The following is an 18017-nucleotide window of genomic DNA, read 5'->3' on the forward strand; positions in this document are numbered from 1 at the left end:
GAGCGGGCTTGCCCCGCGTTGGGCTGCGAAGCGGCCCCAATAAGGTCGACGCGGTCTTCCAGGCATACCGAGTTGGCTGGTTTTGGGGCTGCTTCGCAGCCCCACGCGGGGCAAGCCCGCTCGCCACAACAAGCCCGCTCGCCACAACAAGCCTGCTTGCCACAAACAGCCTGCTTGCCACGACGAACCTGTTTGCCACAAGAGATTATGCATTTTGCGCCTCCAGCACTATCCGGCCACTGGAACAGGCTGCGACGCCATTGCGGTAGGCGAAGTACAGCTTGGCGCGCTCTGCATCAAAGCGCAGGTGCAGTTCGATGCGATCGCCCGGGCGTACCAGTTGCTGGAACTTGAGCACTTCCATGCCGGCAAAGGTCGTCGGCAGGTCCAGCAGTTGCTGGCCGAGGTTGAAGGCCCATTCCACCTGCACCACACCGGGCAGCACCGGGGTGACCGGGAAGTGGCCGCTGAAGTAAGCCAGGTCCGGCGGCACACTCAGTTGCAGGGTCCATTCACCATCCGCTTCGACCTGCTCCAGCACTTCCGGGGCTTTTGGCCGTGGCGCCAGCAGCAGTGCTTCGACGTCGGCCTGCGGGAGCTTGCCCTGGCTGTTCAGCGGCAATTGGCGCAGCAGGCGCCAGCGCCGCGGCAGGGCCAGGGCTTCGCAATGCTGGCTGAGGTGCTGGCGCAGGGTTTGGGTGACGGTGCGCCGGCCCTGGTTGCGCAGGGCGTGCAGGCCTTCGGCGCTCAACACCACCAACGCGCCGAGGGACGCGCGATTTTCCTGTACCACGCCCAGGCGGGTTTCGGCGACCCAGGCGTGGGCCATCAGCGCCTGTTCGAGCATCGGCAGCGAGATGCGTTTTTCTTCCAGCTTGACGATGCGGTCCAGGCGACCCAGCAGCTCGAAACGGCCATCTGGATGGATCCGGGCAGCGTCGGCAGTCTGTTCAATATGCCCGGCGGGCAGGTAAGGCGAGGCGATACGCAGCGCGCCGTCGGCGTCCTGGCTCAGTTGCACGTCGGCGAATGGCTGCCAGGGTTGCGCGCCCTGGCGCCAGGCGATGCCGCCGGTCTCGGAGCTGCCGAGGATTTCCGTCGGCCATTGCTGCAGGCGCTCGTAAAGACGGGTGGCCGCCTCGAGGGACAAGGCGCCGCCGGACGAGAACACCCTCGCCACCTGGCTCAGTGCCGGCCAGTCGAGGTTGTCGCCCATGCGCTTGAGCAGCGCCGGGCTGGCGACCCAGGCAAAGTGCGGGTGCTCGCGGCTGGCGCGCTGCAGGTCTTCGGGGAATGCCAGTTGCCTGCGCACAAAAGTGCGACCGGCGCACAGCGGCCACAGCACACGGAACAGCAAGCCGTAGATATGCTGGGTGGCAACGCTGCCGATGATGCACGCGTCTTTCACGTCCGCGCCCCACAAGGCTTCCAGCGCCTGGACTTCATTGGCCAACTGACGCAGGGTCTTGTCGATGCGCTTGGGCTCGCCGCTGGAGCCTGAGGTGCACAGGCTCAGTTGGCAGGCGTCCAGGTCGAGGACTGCAGGGCTCAAGGGCGACTGATACAGCGCGTCGAGGTCGGCAGCGTCCACCAGCCAGGCGTCGACGGCCTCGTCCCAGCGTTGGCGGGTCTGGGGTTGCAGGTCGGCGGGCAGCAGCACGCTGACCCCGGCACGCCAGGCGCCCAGCAGGGCAATCGCCAATACGCCGGCGTCTTCCAGGTGCACGGCCAGGCGCTGGATGCCACGCGCCTGCAGGCCTGCGGCCAGGCTCAGGGCGTGTTCCCACAGTTCAGCGTGATTCATTGCAGGTTCGGTGGTGACCAAACGCTGTTGCAGCGGCTCGAGCAACAGGTGCTCAAGTTTCAACCCTTTCATACGCGGCCTCGAACCCTTTGTCGTACCAGCCATTCCACGGCAAACAACAGCCCCATCAGCCCGTAGGCGATCAGGCCGTTGTACAACGTCCACCAACTCAGCGGCGCCCACAGGGTGAGCGCGGCGGCGAGCAGGCCATTACACAGAAAAAACACACTCCACACCACGGTGACCTGGCGCGTATACACAATCGCGTGGGGGGGCAGCTGCGGGTCGGTCATGCGCGCCAGGCGCTCGACCATCGGCGGGCCATATTTCAGGCTCAGGCCGAACAGCGCGAGCATGAACGCGCTGACCATGCTCGGGTACCAGCGCAGCAGGTGCGGGTTGTCGAACCAGGCCAGCAACAGGCAGAACACGATCACGGCCACCGCCATCCAGCGGCTGCCGGGGCGCCGCGGACCGGTCAACGCGCGCAACAGCCACAAACTGCCGAGCAGCAGGCCGAATTGCCACGGCGCGAAGTGCTCGGTGCCGTAATACACCGCAAAGGGGTACAGCAGCCCCGCCAGCAACAGGCCAAGGCCGATCAGCCGGCTCATGCGGCCGGCGTGACCAGACGGTACACCGCCTCTACCACGTCGTTGACGGTACGCACGGCCTTGAATTCTTCGGCAGCGATCTTCTTGCCGGTCTGGCGCTTGATATGGTCGATCAGGTCGACGGCGTCGATGCTGTCGATTTCCAGGTCCTGATACAGGTTGGCGTCGAGAGTGACGCGCTCAGGCGGCAGTTCAAACAGTTCCACCAAGGCATCGCGCAGGGTGTTGAAAATATCGTCACGAGTTTGCATGGTCCGGTCTCAAGCTGCCTGTCTGGCCGTGACGAACGCCGCGAGGCTCGCCACGTTGGTGAAGTGATTGCGGGTGTCCTTGGCGTCGGCATCGATTTTGATACCGTACTTTTTCTGGATCGCCAGGCCCAATTCCAGGGCGTCGACCGAATCCAGGCCCAGGCCTTCGCCGAACAGGGTTTGTTCGCTGCCGATGTCGTCGGCGCTGATGTCTTCCAGGCCCAGGGCCTCGATGATCAGCGTCTTTATGTCGTGCTCAAGGCGGTGTTGGTCGCTCATCTTCGGCGAGCTCCTTAATAAAATAGTGGTGCAGGTAATCGTTGAGCTTGCGTGAAGCCTGGGGCGCAGGCCCCAATGCCGCGAAGGCCTGTGGTTCTATATCGGCACCCACCCGCAAACTGAAGTGCACGCGGCATTTTGGGATGCGATACCAGGGTTCGGCCTTGGTCAGGGTGGTGGGGCTGACCTTGATCACCACGGGGGTGATGATTGTCGCACCGCGCAGCGCAATGGCGGCGCCCCCGCGATGAAAGGCAGGCGCCGCGCCGGGTGTGGTGCGGGTGCCTTCCGGAAAGATGATCAGGGTTTGCCCGGCCTGCAGCGCGCCGGCGGCGGCATCGAGCATCTCGGCGCTGCCGTCGTTGCTGATATAACCCGCGTCGCGCACCGGTCCCCGGGTGAACGGGTTTTGCCACAGGCTCTGCTTGACCACACAGTTGGCCTGGCGCACCAGGCCGATCAGGAACACCACATCGATCAGCGACGGGTGGTTGGCGATGATCATCTGGCCCGGGCGGCCGAGCTTTTCCGCGCCTTCGACACTGAAGGTCAGCACCCCGGCGCGTTGCATCAGGCGGATAAAGAACCAGAACAGCCAGCTGATGGTGTGACGGGCGCGGCGCCGGTGTTGGGTGGCGTCGCCCGGCAGGCAGCTGAGCAGGGGGAACACCAGCAAACGCAGGCACAGCCCGCCGAAACCGAACAGCACGAAGCTGGCTGCGGTGGCGATCAGGCGCCAGTAGTAGGCGTCCCGGGGTTTGTCGGTCAAGGCTTGCGTTGCCAGTTCCATACGCGGTTCTTCCAGGCATGTTGGCAGGCGACCTGGTCGGTGAGCAGGGTGCGCAGCAGGTTCAGGGCGTGAGGCCACTGGGTTTGAGTGGGTTGGACAGTGCCGGGGCTGAGTTCCAACTGCCACTCGTCGCCGGGCGTCAGCAGCAGGCCGAGGGCGTAGGGAAAAGGCACGTCGTGGATCCAACTGGCGTAGGCCTCGGGCGGCTGTTCTTCGGTGATCACCAGCAAGACCGCCGAGGCGCCCTCGTTGAGCAGCGCGGCGGCTTCGAGCATGCCGTGCTCCAGGCCATCACCGGCGGCTGCCAGGGCGGTCATTTCGCTGGTTTCATTACGCAGGATCGACCACAGGCCAATCACCGCGTTATGCACCGACAGGCTGAACTGGGTCGGCGACAGTGGCTGGTCGTTGGCCAGGTCAGTGAGGATATCGAGGGTGCGGGGGGTCTCGCCGTGCCGGGAAATAAACACCAGGGGCAAGTCCTGCAGGCCTTCGGCCAGTGGCCAGCCCACGCTGAAGGCCATGCGCGCCAGGCGGCTCAGGCGCCGGCGCTGCATGGCCGGCAGGAATGACACGTCGGGGCAGGCTTCGCTTTCGGGCAGCAACACCGGATTCCGGCACCAGGCGTGCCAGTCGTCCGCGCTCTCCAGGCCAGGGGCCCAGGCGCGCCATTGGGCGATGTTGAAAGTGATCACTGAGAAGATATCCCGCCCCTGCGGGCTTCCATGTGCGGCCGTTGGCCCCGAATACCGGGACAGGGAGCAGTAGCCGAATGGCGCGCATTATCCCGTTGCCGTGGGGTTCTAGCAAACTTTGGTAAAGATTTGTGCACGGCTGATTACAAATTAGTGGAGGAGATTTACATATTGTCGGTTACCGAAGGTCGGCTTGGTTGTCGGACCCTTCCTGATTCTTCGTGTGTGACGTACTACATGCCGACTTTAATGCAGCAGTGCATGGATGAACGAGGTAGCTAACAGGCGCTTTTGCCCTCTACACTCGGACATTCATTGATACACGGAGGTTTTTCCATGCGGCGTGTGGTGTTCAATCAGAAAGGCGGCGTTGGCAAGTCCAGCATCGCCTGCAACCTGGCGGCGGTCAGCGCCAGTGAAGGCTATCGAACCCTGTTGGTGGACCTCGATGCACAAGCCAACTCAACCCAGTACCTCACCGGGCTGACGGGCGATGATATCCCCATGGGGATCGCGGATTTTTTCAAGCAAACCCTGTCATCCGGGCCGTTTTCCAAGAAAAACCAGGTCGATATCTACGAAACGCCATTCGACAACCTGCACGTCATCACCGCGACTGCTGAACTGGCGGACCTGCAGCCCAAGCTTGAGGCCAAGCACAAGATCAACAAGCTGCGAAAGCTGCTGGACGAATTGAGCGAAGATTACGACCGGATCTACCTGGACACCCCGCCGGCTCTGAATTTCTACGCGGTTTCGGCGCTAATTGCCGCCGATCGTGTGCTTATTCCCTTCGATTGCGACAGCTTCTCGCGCCAGGCCTTGTATGGCCTGCTGGCGGAAATCGAAGAATTGAAGGAAGACCACAACGAAGGCCTGGAAGTGGAAGGTATCGTGGTCAATCAGTTCCAGGCGCGGGCGAGCTTGCCGCAGCAGATGCTCGACGAGTTGATCGCCGAAGGCCTGCCGGTGCTGCCGGTTTACCTGGCCAGTTCGGTACGCATGCGTGAGTCGCACCAGGAGAGCAAGCCGCTGATCCACCTGGACCCACGGCACAAGCTGACGCAGCAATTTGTGGAGCTGCATAACCTGCTGGAAAACGCCTGATCTGACAGGCAACGCTGACCTTAATGTGAAATGCAATCAGTGTGGGAGCTGGCTTGCCTGCGATGGCATCGCCTCGGTGTATCAGGCAGACCGAATCGCCTGCATCGCAGGCAAGCCAGCTCCCACATTTTGTTTTGCGTTCCGGCACGAAGATTTGGATTTGTCCCACAGAGGCTGTAGGACAGGTCTGGCAATTGGGGTTCTGCCTTGTATCGTTGCCTACAGGTAAGTCAGAATCCGCCGGCTTGTGCGTCTGGAGGGGTGTCTCTTAAGGTTCGCCGGTCGCTGAATGTTCAGTGACCGGGTTTAGTAGCCCAATCAGACGAAAGCATGTGCGCTGCTCCATCATCATGGCAGCTGTGCGCAGGGCACCTTCGGGTGCGCCGGTTTTTGCTTTCGTTCCCGGTCTACTAACCTGCGTACAGCTGCCGCCCTCGTTTAGTAGCGAGTAGGTGATGGTCCTATCAGAGAACGAAAAGCATGCTATTTACCGTCACACCCAACCTCCCCACCGAAACCCTCGTGCTAAACAGCTACGAAACCTTCTCTTCCGTGCGCACCCTGTTACTCAACTTATCCAACGACCTCACCGGCGAACACCGCGACCTGGCCCTGGCCATCCACCAGTTGAGTGAGCTGGGCGTACTGCTGGTCGGTCAGATCATGGACCGCGAAGCCCCGCTGGCCTGAGGTTAAACGCGGTCAAAAAATGTGGGAGCGGGCTTGCTCGCGAATGCGGTGTGTCATTCAGCCTATGCATAGACTGACACTGCGCATTCGCGAGCAAGCCAGCTCCCACATTTGATAGGTGTTGTTCTCAGGGGGGAGTTATACGCCCTGGCTGCGTAACCACGCCATCAACTGCTGCAACGGAAACGCCCCGCTCTGGCGCGCTACTTCGCGGCCGTTCTTGAACAGAATCAAACTCGGGATCGAGCGAATCCCCAACTGCGCTGACAGTTGCTGATTGGCCTCGCTGTCCAGCTTCGCCAATCGGCACTTGCCTTCCAGCTGCCCAGCCGCCTGCTCAAACACCGGCGCAAATGACTTGCACGGCCCGCACCATTCAGCCCAGACATCCACCAGCAACGGCAAATCACCTTTGATCTGACTGGCGTAGTCACCTTGTTTCAGCTCGAACGGCGTGTTCAGCAAAACCGGCTGCTTGCAGCGCCCGCATTTTGGCGCATCGCCCAGGCGTTCGCCGGGGATGCGGTTGAGGCCGTTGCAATGGGGGCACGGGATTACGAGAGGTTCGGACATGGTGGGCTCCTGGAATGACCAATAGGTTCTATGTGGAGCCGGGGCAGATAGTTATCAAGGTTGTAGTGAGCGGGACACGCCCGCTCACTACAATAGTAGCGCCTACGACGAACAACTGATTTCCAAATGCTTGCCCCAATCCGGCGGGCGCTGCGCGTATTGTTCCATACCCGCTTGCTCCTCGAACGGCTTGGAAAGCACCTCGTGCAGCCGCCGCACTTCGCTGTAGTCGCCGGACTCGGCGGCGGTGATGGCGTTTTGTGCGAGGTAGTTGCGCAGGATGTACAGCGGGTTGACCGCATGCATGCGCGCGCGTCGCTGTTCTTCAGTGTATTCCCCGTCCCTTGCAACGCGGGCTGTGTAGCGTTCGGCCCAGGCGTCGAAACCGGCCAGGTCGACAAAATCATCACGCAAGCGGGTCACGGCCAGTGCCGCTGGTTCATCGCCCAGGCGACGGAAGAACAGGGTGTAATCCACGCCGCTGTTCTGCATCAGCTTCAATAAGCGCTCGACCAGCGCCTGATCATCGTCCTCGGCGGTGGTCAGCCCCAGGCGGCGGCGCATCAGGTCCAGGTAGTGGGCCTGATACAGCGGCAGGTACAGGCCCAGCGCTTCCTTCAAGGCATCGACGCTGATGAACGGCGTCAGCGCCTGCGCCAGGGCGCTGAGGTTCCATTGGCCGATCGGCACCTGGTTGCTGAAGGAATAGCGCCCTTCATGGTCCGAGTGGTTGCAGATGAAGTGCGCGTCAAAGTCGTCGAGAAACGCAAACGGCCCGAAGTCGAAGGTGATGCCGAGGATCGACATGTTGTCGGTGTTCATCACGCCGTGGCAGAAGCCGTAGGCCTGCCATTTGGCGATCATTTCGGCATTGCGCTCGACGATCTCGCGGAACATCGCCAGGTACGGCTCAGGCTGCTCGCGGCACTCGGGGTAGTGCAGGTTGAGCACGTGCTCGGCCAATTGCGCCTGCTGTTCGGGCTTTTTGGTGTAGTAGAAATATTCGAAATGGCCGAAGCGGATATGGCTGTGGGCCAGGCGCAGCACCATTGCGCCGCGCTCCTGTTTCTCACGCCACACCGGGGTATCGGAGCCGATCACGCAGAGGGCCCGGCTGCTGGGAATGCCCAGCGCGTGCAGCGCTTCTGAGGCCAGGAACTCCCGAATCGACGAACGCAGCACCGCGCGCCCATCGCCCATGCGCGAGTACGGCGTCATGCCGGCGCCCTTGAGGTGCAGGTCCCAGTGCTCGCCGGCCTGGTTGTACACCTCGCCCAGCAGCAGCCCCCGGCCATCGCCCAATTGTGGCGTGTAGCCACCGAACTGATGCCCGGAATAGACCATCGCCCGCGGTTCCGCCTCGGCCCACAGCTTGTGGCCGCCAAACAGCTCGGCGAACACCGGCGTTTCAGCCACGGCCGGGTCGAGGTCGAGCAAGGCCATGGCGGCCTCGCTCGCCACCACAAGGCGCGGCGCATCGAGGGGTTCAGGCAGGACGTGGGTTGAGAACGCGTCGCCCAGGCGTGCGAAGCGGTTGTCGAAGGTCAGTTCGTCGAGGGCTTTCACCGGCCATCTCCAGCAGAATGTCCGAGCATTCTGCTGGGGATAGGGCGTTTAGTCGAGTTTACCCGGCGGCGGTTCTTGCACGCCGCCGTCGTTGGCGGGTTTGGCCGGGGTGTCGACTTCGACCAGTTTGTATTCCTGGCCGTGGAGGTTCTTCAGGTAGACCTCCATCTGGCGGAACGAAATGTTGATGTGCTCTTTCTTGAACTCGCGGTTGATAAAGCGGTTCACTTCGTCGATCACCGGGTTGCGGTCGCCCAGGTCGCGCACGTGCATGCGCAGTTCGTGGTCGAGGGTGCTTTCGCCGAAGTTGAGGAAGTACACGTGTGGCTCCGGCTCCTTGAGCACTCGCGGATTCTCGCGGGCGGCCTTGAGCAGGAGTTCCTTCACGCGGTCCAGGTCGGAGCCGTAGTCCACGCCAAGCTTGAGCGTGACGCGGGTGATGGTGTCGGTCAGTGACCAGTTGATCAGTTGCCCGGTGATGAAGGTCTTGTTCGGGACAATGATGTCCTTGCGGTCGAAATCGGTGATGGTGGTGGCGCGGATGCGGATCTTGCTCACTGTGCCCGACAGGTTGCCGATGGTGATGGTGTCGCCGATCCGCACCGGGCGTTCGAACAGGATCATGATGCCGGAGATGAAGTTGGCGAAGATCTCCTGCATCCCGAAGCCCAATCCCACCGACAGCGCCGCGACCAGCCATTGCAACTTGTCCCAGCTCACGCCGAGGGTCGACAGGGTCGAGACAAAACCGACGCCGGCGATCACATAGGACAGCAAGGTGGTGGTCGCGTACGCGCTGCCCTGGGCCAGGTCCAGCTTGGACAGCACCAGCACTTCCAGCAAGCCGGGCAGGTTGCGCGCGAGGGCGAAGGTGATGCCGACAATGATCGACGCCCCCAGCAGGTCGCCAATGCTGATCGGCACCATGCTGATATTAGCGCCGGTGCCGCTGGTGTATTCGTAGAGCGTGACGTTGTCGAGGTAGGAGAACACGGTGATCAGGTCTTTCCAGACCCAATACAGCGCCGCGATAAAGCCGCCGAGCAAGGCCAGGCGGATCAGGCGCATGGATTGTTCGTTGACCTGCTCGATGTCCAGCGTCGGCTCTTCGATCACTGCCTCGCCATCGCCGGCTTCCTTGGCAGCCTGGCGTTTGGCCAGGGCGCGTGCGTAAGCCAGGCGCCGCGCGGCGACACCCAGGCCGCGTACGAACGTGGCTTCGATCACCAACCAGAACATCAACAGGTACAGGGTGTTGATCAGCCGGTCGCTGAGTTTGAGCGCGGTGTAGTAGTAGCCGAACAGCACCGCGATAAACAGCGCGATGGGCAGGGCGGTGAACAGCAGGCCCACGGCTTTGCGAAACAGCGAGGCTTTTTCATGCGTCGGGCTGTTCAGCAACAGGCGCCCCAGCAGCCAGGCCATCAGTGCGTAGCACAGCAGCACCACGCCGATGCCCAGCACGTCGTCGGCCAATGCCGCCGGTTGATGCTCGGCAATTGCCACCACCGCCACCAGGGCCAGCACCACCAGCCCGAGCTTGCGCACCCAGCCCTGGAGGAATTCGACCTGGGGTTTCTCCCAACGGAAGTGCAACTCGGCCACGCCACCCGGCGCGAGGATGCGGTAGGCGGTGTAGAACACCAGCCACGCCTGGGCGATCTGCAGCAAGGCCGCGCCGAGGTTGGCGTTTTGCCCACGGGCGTCAATCTGCAGCGCATACCCGCACAGCGCCAGGCCCAGGGCTACCGGCATCGCCAGCAGGATATTGATCAGGATGGCCTGCGGCGTGTGCCACTGGCTGTCGCGCTTGAAGTGACCGATGTCCAGGTGGACCTTGTTCAGGCGCTGGTACAGGGCTTTGCGGCGCCACAACAGCGCGCCGATCAACAGCAGCAGCGGCAGGAACAGCAGCGGGCGCTGGGTCAGGCCGTCGTACAACTCGCTGACGCTGGAAGCCCAGGGCAGGGTGGTGACTTGCTTGCTCAGGTGCGCCGGCACGGTTTCCAGCCACTCGGTGTCCAGCGGCTTGTTGCTGGGGATCCAGAACATTTGCTCATCCAGCGTCGCGCGCAGGGTGGTGGCGGTGCTGAGCAGTTGTTTCTGGTTCAGTTGCAGGGTGATGGATTCGTTCAGCAGCGCGCTCAGCTCACGGCTCAGGCGCTCCAGCAGGTCGCTGCGGGTGATCGCCAGCTCCAGCAGGGTGCGACGCAATTGTGGCGTGACGTCTTCCGGTGGCTGGTTGGCCAGCAGGTTGTCGACGTAGGTGCTCGGGGAGCTGATCAGCTCGCGCTGCTGGTTGACCTCGAACTGGTACAGGCGAATGTTGGCGATGTCATCGGCCAGGTCGCGGTCCACCGTCAGGCGCGGCAATGCCTGCTTCTGTTTGTAGAGAATCTTGGAGAGCAGCAGGCTGCCCTTGAGCACGTTGATCTGCTCGTCCAGCGCCGAATCGCTCTGGGTCACGGTGTCCAGTTGCTGCTTGGTCTGCAGGTTTTTCTGAGTCAGGTCGTTGAGGCGGTCGGTGCTTTTGAGCAGGTAGTCGGACAGTTTCAGGTTGGCCGCGCTCTCGGTGGCCAGCAGGCTGCTGCCGCCGGCCTTCTGCGCCTCGATGGACTGCTGGGTTACCGTCTGCTGGGACTGGGCCAGGCGTTTCTGGTTGATCAGGGTTTGCAGGTCCTGGATTTCCTGCTCCAGGCGCGCGGTTTTCTCCACCACCAGATCGTGCTGGCTATTGCCCAGGTCTTGCAGTTGGCTGTTGCCGGCCAGTTCCTGGCGACGCAAAGGGATCAGCGCATTCAGGGCGGCGAGTTCGGCGTTCAGTTGGTTGCGCTGGTCGCCGCTGATGGTTTTGCCATTGTCCTTGCCGGCCTTGAGGATCGCATTGATCTGCTGGATGCGCGTCTGGCTGTTGCTGATTTCGGTCTGGGCGCGCTCGGGGCGGGTCTGGGCGGCAATGGTCAGGCTGTTGGCGTCGGCCAGTTCTTTTTGCAGGTCACCTTGCTGGGTGGTGCGCTGCACCAGCAGTTGTTCCAGCTGTGGCACCGGCAGGCTGGCGTAGCGCTGGGCGACCGGGATGACCTTGGTGGCCTTGAGCCGGGTCAGCTCACGCTGGTTGTCGGTGGTCTGGCGCGGGGCGTCCTCCAGCTGGCGCTTGAGGTCGATGAGGCGCTGCTCGTAATCCTGCTTGTTGCCCAGGTAATTCAGGGTCTGCTGCAGGATCGACTGCAACGCCTTCATGTCGGCGTCGGGCAGCTTGCGGTCGGGCAGCTTGTCCAGGGATTGCTGGATGGCGTCGGCGCTGGGCGGATCGGCGGCGTGTACGCTGCCGACACAAAGGGTCAGGCCCAGCAGGGTAGTGGCGAGAAAAGTGCGCAGGATTGGCATAGAGACCGGTCGAGCAAGGTGAAGAATCGGGGCGTTGTCGCCCCGCAGTTTAGAGGAAGAGTCCGGGACCCGGGCGACTTCCTTCGGGGAATCTGACGCCGACTTTGCCGATCTTGTTCCCGTCCATGACCGCGACGGTCCAGATGGTGTTGTTCCATTCCACCTGGTCGCCCACCACCGGCGCGCCGCCGACTTTCTGGGTGATGAAGCGGCTGAGGGGCATGTCCGGGTCGATGCCTTCGAGCTTGAGGCCGTACAGGGCGGAAACCGCGCCCAGCTGGGCGTCGCCTTCAAGCACGAAGTCGCCGAAGAAGCGCAGGTCCAGGCCGCGTTGCGGTGCCTGGCTGAACAGTTTGCCCAGGGCTGGCAGGTTGTGTTCGTGGCCGATCACACAGAGCAGGTCGTCGACTTCCAGCACCGTACTACCCGACGGATGGAGCAGTTGCTGGCCACGGAACAGCGCGGCGATCCGCGTGCCTTCGGGCATTTTCAGCTCGCGCAGGGCTGCGCCGATGCACCATTTTTCCGCGCCCAGGCGGTAGACGAACAGCTCCCACTCGCTGGTGACGTGCACTTCCAGGGCAGCGCGCGAGATGGGCGCAGGGTCCGGCGGTACCGTCACTTTCAGCAGCTTGGCCACCCACGGCAGGCTGGTGCCCTGCACCAGCAATGACACCAGCACGATAAAGAAGGCGAGGTTGAAGTACAGCTGCGCATGCGGCAGGCCGGCCATCAGCGGGAACACCGCCAGGATGATCGGTACCGCGCCACGCAGGCCGACCCAGGCGATGAAGGCTTTTTCGCGGCCATGGAACGCCTTGAACGGCAGCAGGCCGACCATCACCGACAGCGGCCGCGCGAACAGGATCATCCACAGCGCCAGGCCCAGGGCCGGCAGCGCGATCGGCAGCAAGTCGTGGGGCGTGACCAGCAGGCCCAGCACCAAAAACATGCCGATCTGGGCGAGCCAGGCCATGCCGTCGAGCATATGCAAAATGCCATGACGGCTGCGCACCGGGCGGTTGCCGATCACCAGGCCGCACAGGTACACGGCGAGGAAGCCGCTGCCGTGCAGGGCGTTGGTCAGGGCGAACACCACCAGGCCGCCGGCGATCACCAGGATCGGATACAAGCCCGTCGCCAGGTTGATGCGGTTGACCATCTGCAGCATCAGCCAGCCGCCGCCCAGGCCGACGATGCCGCCGATGCCGAACTCGCGCACCAGGTGCGTCAGCAGGCTCCAGTGCAGGCCGGTCTGGCCGCTGGCAAGCATGTCGATCAGGGTGACGGTGAGGAACACCGCCATCGGGTCGTTGCTGCCGGACTCGATTTCCAGGCTGGCGGTGACCCGCTCGTTCAGGCCCTTGCCGCCCAGCAGCGAGAACACTGCCGCGGCGTCCGTGGAACCGACGATGGCGCCGATCAACAGGCCTTGGATGATATTGAGGTCAAACAGCCAGGCCGCGGCCATGCCGGTGAGGCCGGTGGTGATCAGCACCCCGACCGTGGCCAGCGACAACGCCGGCCACAACGCCACGCGAAAACTTGCGACCCGTGTACGCAGGCCGCCGTCCAGCAGGATCACGGCCAGCGCGAGGTTGCCCACCAGGTAGGCGGTCGGGTAGTTATCGAAAATGATGCCGCCGCCATCGACGCCGGCGACCATGCCCACGGCCAGGATGATCACCAGGATCGGGATGCCCAGGCGGGACGAAAGGGAACTCACCAGAATGCTTGCACCCACCAGCAACGCGCCGATCAAGAACAGGCTGTTGATGGTCGTCGCATTCAAAGGCAGTACTCCATGAGTAAACAAGACGGGGCGCAAACTGACCATGCAGTCTGCGTGCCAGCGATTCTAACCTGTTGAATTGCTGCGCTGTCAAAAAGGTTTTGTGGCGCGATGAAGATCAAATGTGGGAGCTGGCTTGCCTGCGATAGCATCGCCTCGGTGAGCCTGATTCACCGAGGTGCCTGCATCGCAGGCAAGCCAGCTCCCACAAGGGATCAGCGCTGCCAAGAGGGCTTTGGTTCAGAGCCTGAACCGCCCCACCATCCCATTCAAATCCACCGCCAGGCGCGACAGCTCACTGCTCGCCGCACTTGTCTGGCTGGCGCCGGTGGCGGATTGCACCGACAAATCACGGATGTTCACCAGGTTACGGTCCACTTCCCGCGCCACTTGCGCCTGCTCTTCCGCCGCGCTGGCGATCACCAGGTTGCGCTCGTTGATCTCCACGATGGCGGTGTTGATGGTGTCCAGCGACATCCCCGCGCCCTTGGCGATGTTGAGTGTCGATTCCGCACGTTCGGTGCTGTTGCGCATCGAGTCCACCGCGTGCTCGGTGCCGGCCTGGATGCTGCCGATCATCCGCTCGATCTCGCTGGTGGACTGCTGGGTACGGTGGGCCAGGGCGCGCACTTCATCGGCAACCACGGCAAAGCCACGGCCGGCTTCCCCGGCACGCGCGGCTTCAATGGCGGCGTTGAGGGCAAGCAGGTTGGTCTGGTCGGCCAGGCCGCGAATCACGTCCAGCACCTTGCCGATATCCCGGGACTCATTGGCCAGGTCGCCGATCAAGGTAGCGGTGGCTTGCACGTCGCCGCTCATGCGCTCGATCGCGCTGACGGTTTCCTGTACCAGGTCACGCCCGTCGCCGGCGGAAGTGGTGGCATTGCGCGAGGCTTCGGAGGTGCTCACCGCATTGCGCGCGACTTCTTCGACGGCGCTGGTCATCTCGTTGACGGCCGTGGCGGCCTGTTCGATTTCGTTGTTTTGCTGGGTCAGGCCGCGGGCGCTTTCGTCGGTGACGGCGTTCAGCTCTTCAGCCGCCGATGCCAGCTGGGTGGCGGAGCCGGCGATACGCTGCAGGGTGTCGCGCAGCTTGTCCTGCATCTTGGCCATGGCCGCCAAAAGGCGCCCGGCTTCGTCGTTGCCGTCAATCTTGATCGGCCGCGTCAGGTTGCCTTCGGCGATTTCTTCAGCGGCGCCCAATGCCTGGGAAATCGGCAAGGTGATGCTGCGGGTCAGCAGCCAGGCGAACAGCAGGGTCAGCGCGGTGGCGATTACCAGCAGGCCCACCACCAGGTCAAAGGCCAGATCGTACTGGTCTTCGGCTTGCTGGTTGGTGGCCAGGGCCATCTTGTTATTGAGGTCCAGCAGGCGCGTGAGCACCGCGTTGACCTGCTCGGAGTTGCTCAGCAGTTCGGTGTTGAGCAGGCTGCGCAACTCGTCCACCTGGTTGGCGCGCGACAGGCTTTTCATGCGCTCTTCGATCTGATGGTACTGGCCGAGCAGGCGCACGTATTCGTCGTAGGTCGAACGCTCCTCGCTGCTCTCGATCAGCTTCTCGTAGACCGCCTGGGCCGTACGGATCTGCTGGTTGCGCAGCTCGAAAGCCTCGAGGGTTTTTTGCTGCACCTCCGGCTCGCGGTTGGTCAGCAAGCGATAGGACAGGACCCGCAGGCGCAAAGTGAGTTGGGTGAACTCATCCAGGGCGCGAATGCTCGGCACGCTGGACAGCGTGATGTCTTCGGTGGCGCCTCGGATTTTGCTCATCTGGTTCAGGGCGAACACACCGAGAAACAACATCAGTGCACCAATCAGCGCGAAGCCGAGGAAGGCCCTCGGAGCAATATTCATATTACGAAGCGACATGCGGAAATCCTGGGGAGAAGCGCGATCCGTGCGGTCATGAGACGGGGTGTCCCTCTCTATCGGACGTACGACTAAAGTCTAAAGGGCGCTGTGCGTTTTTGTCGCACCTGACGAGGGGTTGCGCTGATTCAGGAACCAGATGGGGGAAATGCAGTCACTAAGGCTCGAAAGCGTGGCCCGGCCCTTAAAAAACGGGCTGCGCGCCGGGGATAACCCTGGCATCCGAGGTGAATTTTCTTTATCGTCACCGCCCTTTGAAAAAGCCCGAGAAATCAAAATGTTAGAAGCATCCCTCAGCCAACTGGAACAACTGGTCAGCGATCTGGTACAGCAGAATCAGGATCTACTGGGCAGCAACGAATCCCTCAAGGCCGAACTGGCTCGCGCCAAGGATGAGAACGACAGCCTGCAATTGAACCTGATGGAACAGGAAGAAAAGCATGGCGCCACCGCCGCGCGTATCCAGGCGTTGGTTGAGCGCGTGAGCGCAGGGCCTGTCAGCGCATGAATGAAGGGATAAAGGTCGTTTCGATTCTCGGAGAGGATTACTCGATCAAGGCACCGGCAGGGGAGGACAAAACCCTGATGCACGCCGTGACCATGCTCAAGGCGTCCCTGGCCACCACCAAGAAAAAGTACCCGACCCTGATCGGTGACAAGCTACTGGTGCTGGCGGCGCTTAACCTGTGCGCCGAGCAGATCGAAATGCAGCAGGCTCACCAGCAGGAACTCGACCGTTACCAAGAGCAAGTCAGCGCCACGGTCGATGTGATTTCCAAGGTGATCGGACAACCTTAGGGTCAGAACCACTCATCCTGCATGCCGAGGCACGTGTCATCACGTGCTTCGAGAATCGCTAGTTCATGATGGCAGCTTGGTACTTCCCAGGTCAGGAAGTACCGAGCGGCCTGGAGCTTGCCTTTGTAGAAGGCCACATCCGCCGCATTGTCCCTGGCCAAGCCTTCCTCGGCGCGAATCGCCTGTTCCAGCCAGCGCCAGCCAATCACCGTATGCCCGAATACCTTCAGGTACAGCGCCGAATTCGCCAGGCTGCTGTTGACCTTGCCGTGGGCGAGATCCGTCAGCAGGCCGATGGTCACGCTTTGCAGGCGGCTCACCAAGTGCTCCAGCGGTTCCCTGAGTGGGGTGAGGCTTGGGTATTGCTGCGCACGCGCACCGGTTTCGGCGATCAGTCTGATGAGTTGCTTCAAGCCCGCCCCGCCGTTCTGTGCGAGCTTGCGCCCGAGCAAATCCAGGGATTGGATGCCATGGGTGCCTTCATGGATGGGGTTCAGGCGGTTATCGCGGTAATACTGCTCTACCGGGTATTCACGGGTGTAGCCGTGGCCGCCGAGAATCTGGATCGCCAACTCGTTGGCCTTGAGGCAGAACTCCGAGGGCCAGGATTTGACGATCGGGGTGAGCAGATCCAGCAGTTCGTGGGCGTGCTTGCGCTCGGCTTCGGTTTCCAGGGTGGTGGTGTCGTCGAACAGCCGCGCGGCGTAGAGGCCCAGATCGAAGGCGCCTTCCACGTAGGATTTCTGAGTCAGCAGCATGCGTTTTATGTCCGCGTGCTGAATGATCGAGACCGGCGCAGTGGTGGGATCCTTGCTATCAGGCAGGCGACCTTGCGGGCGTTCACGGGCGTACTCCAAGGAATAGAGGTAGCCGGCATAACCGAGCATCACCGCGCCCATGCCCACGCCGATGCGCGCCTCGTTCATCATCTGGAACATGCAGCTCAACCCCTGGTGCGGCTTGCCCACCAGGTAGCCGACACAGTGGCCGTTATCGCCGAAATTCAGCGCCGTGGACGTGGTGCCGCGCCAGCCCATCTTGTGGAACAGCCCAGCCAGCAACACGTCGTTGCGTTCCCCCAGGCTGCCGTCGTCGTTGACCAGGAACTTGGGCACGATAAACAGCGAAATGCCCTTCACCCCGGGCGGCGCATCCGGCAGCTTGGCCAGCACCATATGCACGATGTTTTCCGACAGCGGATGATCGCCGCCGGAGATGAAGATCTTGTTGCCTTTGAGTCGATAGCTACCGTCAGCCGCTGGTTCTGCGCGTGTACGAATATCCGACAGGGATGAACCGGCATGTGGCTCGGTGAGGGCCATGGTGCCGAAGAAGCGGCCCTCGATCATCGGCTGCAGGAAGCGTCGTTTCTGCTCCTCGGTGCCGAAGCTTTCAATCAGGTTGGCGGCACCCATGGTCAGGAACGGATACGACGTGGACGCGGCGTTGGCCGACTGGAAATGCGCGAAACAGGCCTGCGACAGCAGGGTGGGCAGTTGCATGCCGCCCGCTTCGAAACTGCGCGCCGCGTTGAGGAAGCCGGCTTCGAGGAACGCATCCACCGCCGGCTTCACTTCCGGAATCAGGATGGCCTTGCCGTCTTCATAGCGCGGTTCGTTTTCGTCGTTTTTGCGGTTGTGCGGTGCGAAGTACTTCTCGGCAATGCTGCGTGCCGTGCTGATGGCTGCATCGAAGGTTTCGCGATTGTGCTCGGCAAACCGCTCGCGCTGCGTCAGGCCCTCGGCATCGAGGACTTCATACAGCTCGAAAGCCAGATTGCGGGAACTGAGCAGCGTCTCGGACAT

At 62.3% G+C, this 18017-nt stretch carries 16 protein-coding genes and 1 pseudogene; 4 read left to right on the forward strand and 13 right to left on the reverse strand.

The genetic code is table 11. The features are described from left to right. Positions 1-205: 205 nt before the first annotated feature. Genes AC07SI_RS07290 through AC07SI_RS07315 form a run of 6 tightly spaced genes read right to left on the reverse strand, consistent with a single transcriptional unit; the run spans position 206 to position 4433 of the window. The gene (locus AC07SI_RS07290) at positions 206-1876 is read right to left on the reverse strand and encodes an ApeI family dehydratase (RefSeq protein ID WP_495005444.1); all 1671 of its coding nucleotides are present in this window, start codon (positions 1874-1876) and stop codon (positions 206-208) included. Next, on the reverse strand, positions 1873-2418 hold the full coding sequence (locus tag AC07SI_RS07295) for a COG4648 family protein (protein ID WP_495005445.1): 546 nt from the start codon (positions 2416-2418) through the stop codon (positions 1873-1875). The genes AC07SI_RS07290 and AC07SI_RS07295 overlap by 4 nt, the downstream gene beginning before the upstream one ends. Continuing rightward, positions 2415-2669: an acyl carrier protein gene (locus AC07SI_RS07300; RefSeq protein ID WP_016979215.1), complete on the reverse strand. Its 255-nt coding sequence runs from the start codon at positions 2667-2669 to the stop codon at positions 2415-2417. The genes AC07SI_RS07295 and AC07SI_RS07300 overlap by 4 nt, the downstream gene beginning before the upstream one ends. A gap of 9 nt (positions 2670-2678) precedes the next feature. Continuing rightward, a complete protein-coding gene (locus AC07SI_RS07305; RefSeq protein ID WP_065899982.1) occupies positions 2679-2948 on the reverse strand; it encodes a phosphopantetheine-binding protein in 270 nt (89 codons plus the stop codon). Beyond that, positions 2926-3738, reverse strand: a complete 813-nt coding sequence (locus tag AC07SI_RS07310; protein WP_065899984.1) for a lysophospholipid acyltransferase family protein — start codon at positions 3736-3738, stop codon at positions 2926-2928. The genes AC07SI_RS07305 and AC07SI_RS07310 overlap by 23 nt, the downstream gene beginning before the upstream one ends. Beyond that, positions 3714-4433: a beta-ketoacyl synthase chain length factor gene (locus tag AC07SI_RS07315; protein ID WP_065899986.1), complete on the reverse strand. Its 720-nt coding sequence runs from the start codon at positions 4431-4433 to the stop codon at positions 3714-3716. Before AC07SI_RS07315 ends, AC07SI_RS07310 begins: the two co-directional genes overlap by 25 nt. A 336-nt stretch (positions 4434-4769) precedes the next feature. Between AC07SI_RS07315 and AC07SI_RS07320 the strand changes: the two genes are divergently transcribed. Further along, positions 4770-5540: a ParA family protein gene (locus AC07SI_RS07320; protein ID WP_065899988.1), complete on the forward strand. Its 771-nt coding sequence runs from the start codon at positions 4770-4772 to the stop codon at positions 5538-5540. Positions 5541-6020: 480 nt separating this feature from the next. Further along, positions 6021-6230, forward strand: a complete 210-nt coding sequence (locus tag AC07SI_RS07325) for a DUF6124 family protein (RefSeq protein ID WP_495005446.1) — start codon at positions 6021-6023, stop codon at positions 6228-6230. A gap of 138 nt (positions 6231-6368) precedes the next feature. Here the strand turns inward: AC07SI_RS07325 and trxC are convergent, their stop codons facing one another. From trxC to AC07SI_RS07355, 6 genes and pseudogenes are all read right to left on the reverse strand, one after another. Then, positions 6369-6803 (reverse strand): thioredoxin TrxC, encoded by a 435-nt coding sequence (trxC, locus tag AC07SI_RS07330; protein ID WP_282396684.1) that lies wholly within the window; start codon positions 6801-6803, stop codon positions 6369-6371. A 102-nt stretch (positions 6804-6905) separates the two neighbouring features. After that, entirely contained in the window at positions 6906-8369 is a 1464-nt protein-coding gene (gene selO, locus AC07SI_RS07335; RefSeq protein ID WP_495005447.1) for a protein adenylyltransferase SelO, read from the reverse strand. A 48-nt stretch (positions 8370-8417) separates the two neighbouring features. Beyond that, positions 8418-11756 carry a mechanosensitive channel MscK gene (mscK, locus tag AC07SI_RS07340; protein WP_495005448.1) on the reverse strand — a complete coding sequence of 1113 codons (3339 nt, stop codon included), beginning with the start codon at positions 11754-11756 and terminating at the stop codon, positions 8418-8420. Positions 11757-11805: 49 nt separating this feature from the next. Next, positions 11806-13548: a potassium/proton antiporter gene (locus AC07SI_RS07345; RefSeq protein ID WP_065899995.1), complete on the reverse strand. Its 1743-nt coding sequence runs from the start codon at positions 13546-13548 to the stop codon at positions 11806-11808. Between the two features lie 240 nt (positions 13549-13788). Continuing rightward, a complete protein-coding gene (locus tag AC07SI_RS07350; protein ID WP_370694346.1) occupies positions 13789-14661 on the reverse strand; it encodes a methyl-accepting chemotaxis protein in 873 nt (290 codons plus the stop codon). A gap of 30 nt (positions 14662-14691) precedes the next feature. After that, positions 14692-15414, reverse strand: a pseudogene (locus tag AC07SI_RS07355) (MCP four helix bundle domain-containing protein); the annotation flags it as partial. Positions 15415-15691: 277 nt separating this feature from the next. Between AC07SI_RS07355 and AC07SI_RS07360 the strand changes: the two are divergent. Beyond that, positions 15692-15922: a hypothetical protein gene (locus tag AC07SI_RS07360; RefSeq protein WP_012721849.1), complete on the forward strand. Its 231-nt coding sequence runs from the start codon at positions 15692-15694 to the stop codon at positions 15920-15922. Beyond that, positions 15919-16212, forward strand: coding sequence for a cell division protein ZapA (locus tag AC07SI_RS07365; protein WP_065899998.1), 294 nt, complete (start codon positions 15919-15921; stop codon positions 16210-16212). The genes AC07SI_RS07360 and AC07SI_RS07365 overlap by 4 nt, the downstream gene beginning before the upstream one ends. Before the next feature lie 2 nt (positions 16213-16214). Here the strand turns inward: AC07SI_RS07365 and AC07SI_RS07370 are convergent, their stop codons facing one another. Then, positions 16215-18017, reverse strand: a complete 1803-nt coding sequence (locus AC07SI_RS07370) for an acyl-CoA dehydrogenase (RefSeq protein WP_495005449.1) — start codon at positions 18015-18017, stop codon at positions 16215-16217.

It is taken from the genome of Pseudomonas sp. GW821-FHT05D12 (assembly GCF_059419825.1).

What these genes read in the sequence shown, in the direction of transcription:
- AC07SI_RS07290 (WP_495005444.1), bottom strand. Translation starts at nt 1,876, where the DNA reads ATGAAAGGGTTGAAACTTGAGCACCTGTTGCTCGAGCCGCTGCAACAG.
- AC07SI_RS07295 (WP_495005445.1), bottom strand. Translation starts at nt 2,418, where the DNA reads ATGAGCCGGCTGATCGGCCTTGGCCTGTTGCTGGCGGGGCTGCTGTAC.
- AC07SI_RS07300 (WP_016979215.1), bottom strand. Translation starts at nt 2,669, where the DNA reads ATGCAAACTCGTGACGATATTTTCAACACCCTGCGCGATGCCTTGGTG.
- AC07SI_RS07305 (WP_065899982.1), bottom strand. Translation starts at nt 2,948, where the DNA reads ATGAGCGACCAACACCGCCTTGAGCACGACATAAAGACGCTGATCATC.
- AC07SI_RS07310 (WP_065899984.1), bottom strand. Translation starts at nt 3,738, where the DNA reads ATGGAACTGGCAACGCAAGCCTTGACCGACAAACCCCGGGACGCCTAC.
- AC07SI_RS07320 (WP_065899988.1), top strand. Translation starts at nt 4,770, where the DNA reads ATGCGGCGTGTGGTGTTCAATCAGAAAGGCGGCGTTGGCAAGTCCAGC.
- AC07SI_RS07325 (WP_495005446.1), top strand. Translation starts at nt 6,021, where the DNA reads ATGCTATTTACCGTCACACCCAACCTCCCCACCGAAACCCTCGTGCTA.
- trxC (WP_282396684.1), bottom strand. Translation starts at nt 6,803, where the DNA reads ATGTCCGAACCTCTCGTAATCCCGTGCCCCCATTGCAACGGCCTCAAC.
- mscK (WP_495005448.1), bottom strand. Translation starts at nt 11,756, where the DNA reads ATGCCAATCCTGCGCACTTTTCTCGCCACTACCCTGCTGGGCCTGACC.
- AC07SI_RS07350 (WP_370694346.1), bottom strand. Translation starts at nt 14,661, where the DNA reads ATGGCCAAGATGCAGGACAAGCTGCGCGACACCCTGCAGCGTATCGCC.
- AC07SI_RS07360 (WP_012721849.1), top strand. Translation starts at nt 15,692, where the DNA reads ATGTTAGAAGCATCCCTCAGCCAACTGGAACAACTGGTCAGCGATCTG.
- AC07SI_RS07365 (WP_065899998.1), top strand. Translation starts at nt 15,919, where the DNA reads ATGAATGAAGGGATAAAGGTCGTTTCGATTCTCGGAGAGGATTACTCG.
- AC07SI_RS07370 (WP_495005449.1), bottom strand. Translation starts at nt 18,017, where the DNA reads ATGTCCGAGACGCTGCTCAGTTCCCGCAATCTGGCTTTCGAGCTGTAT.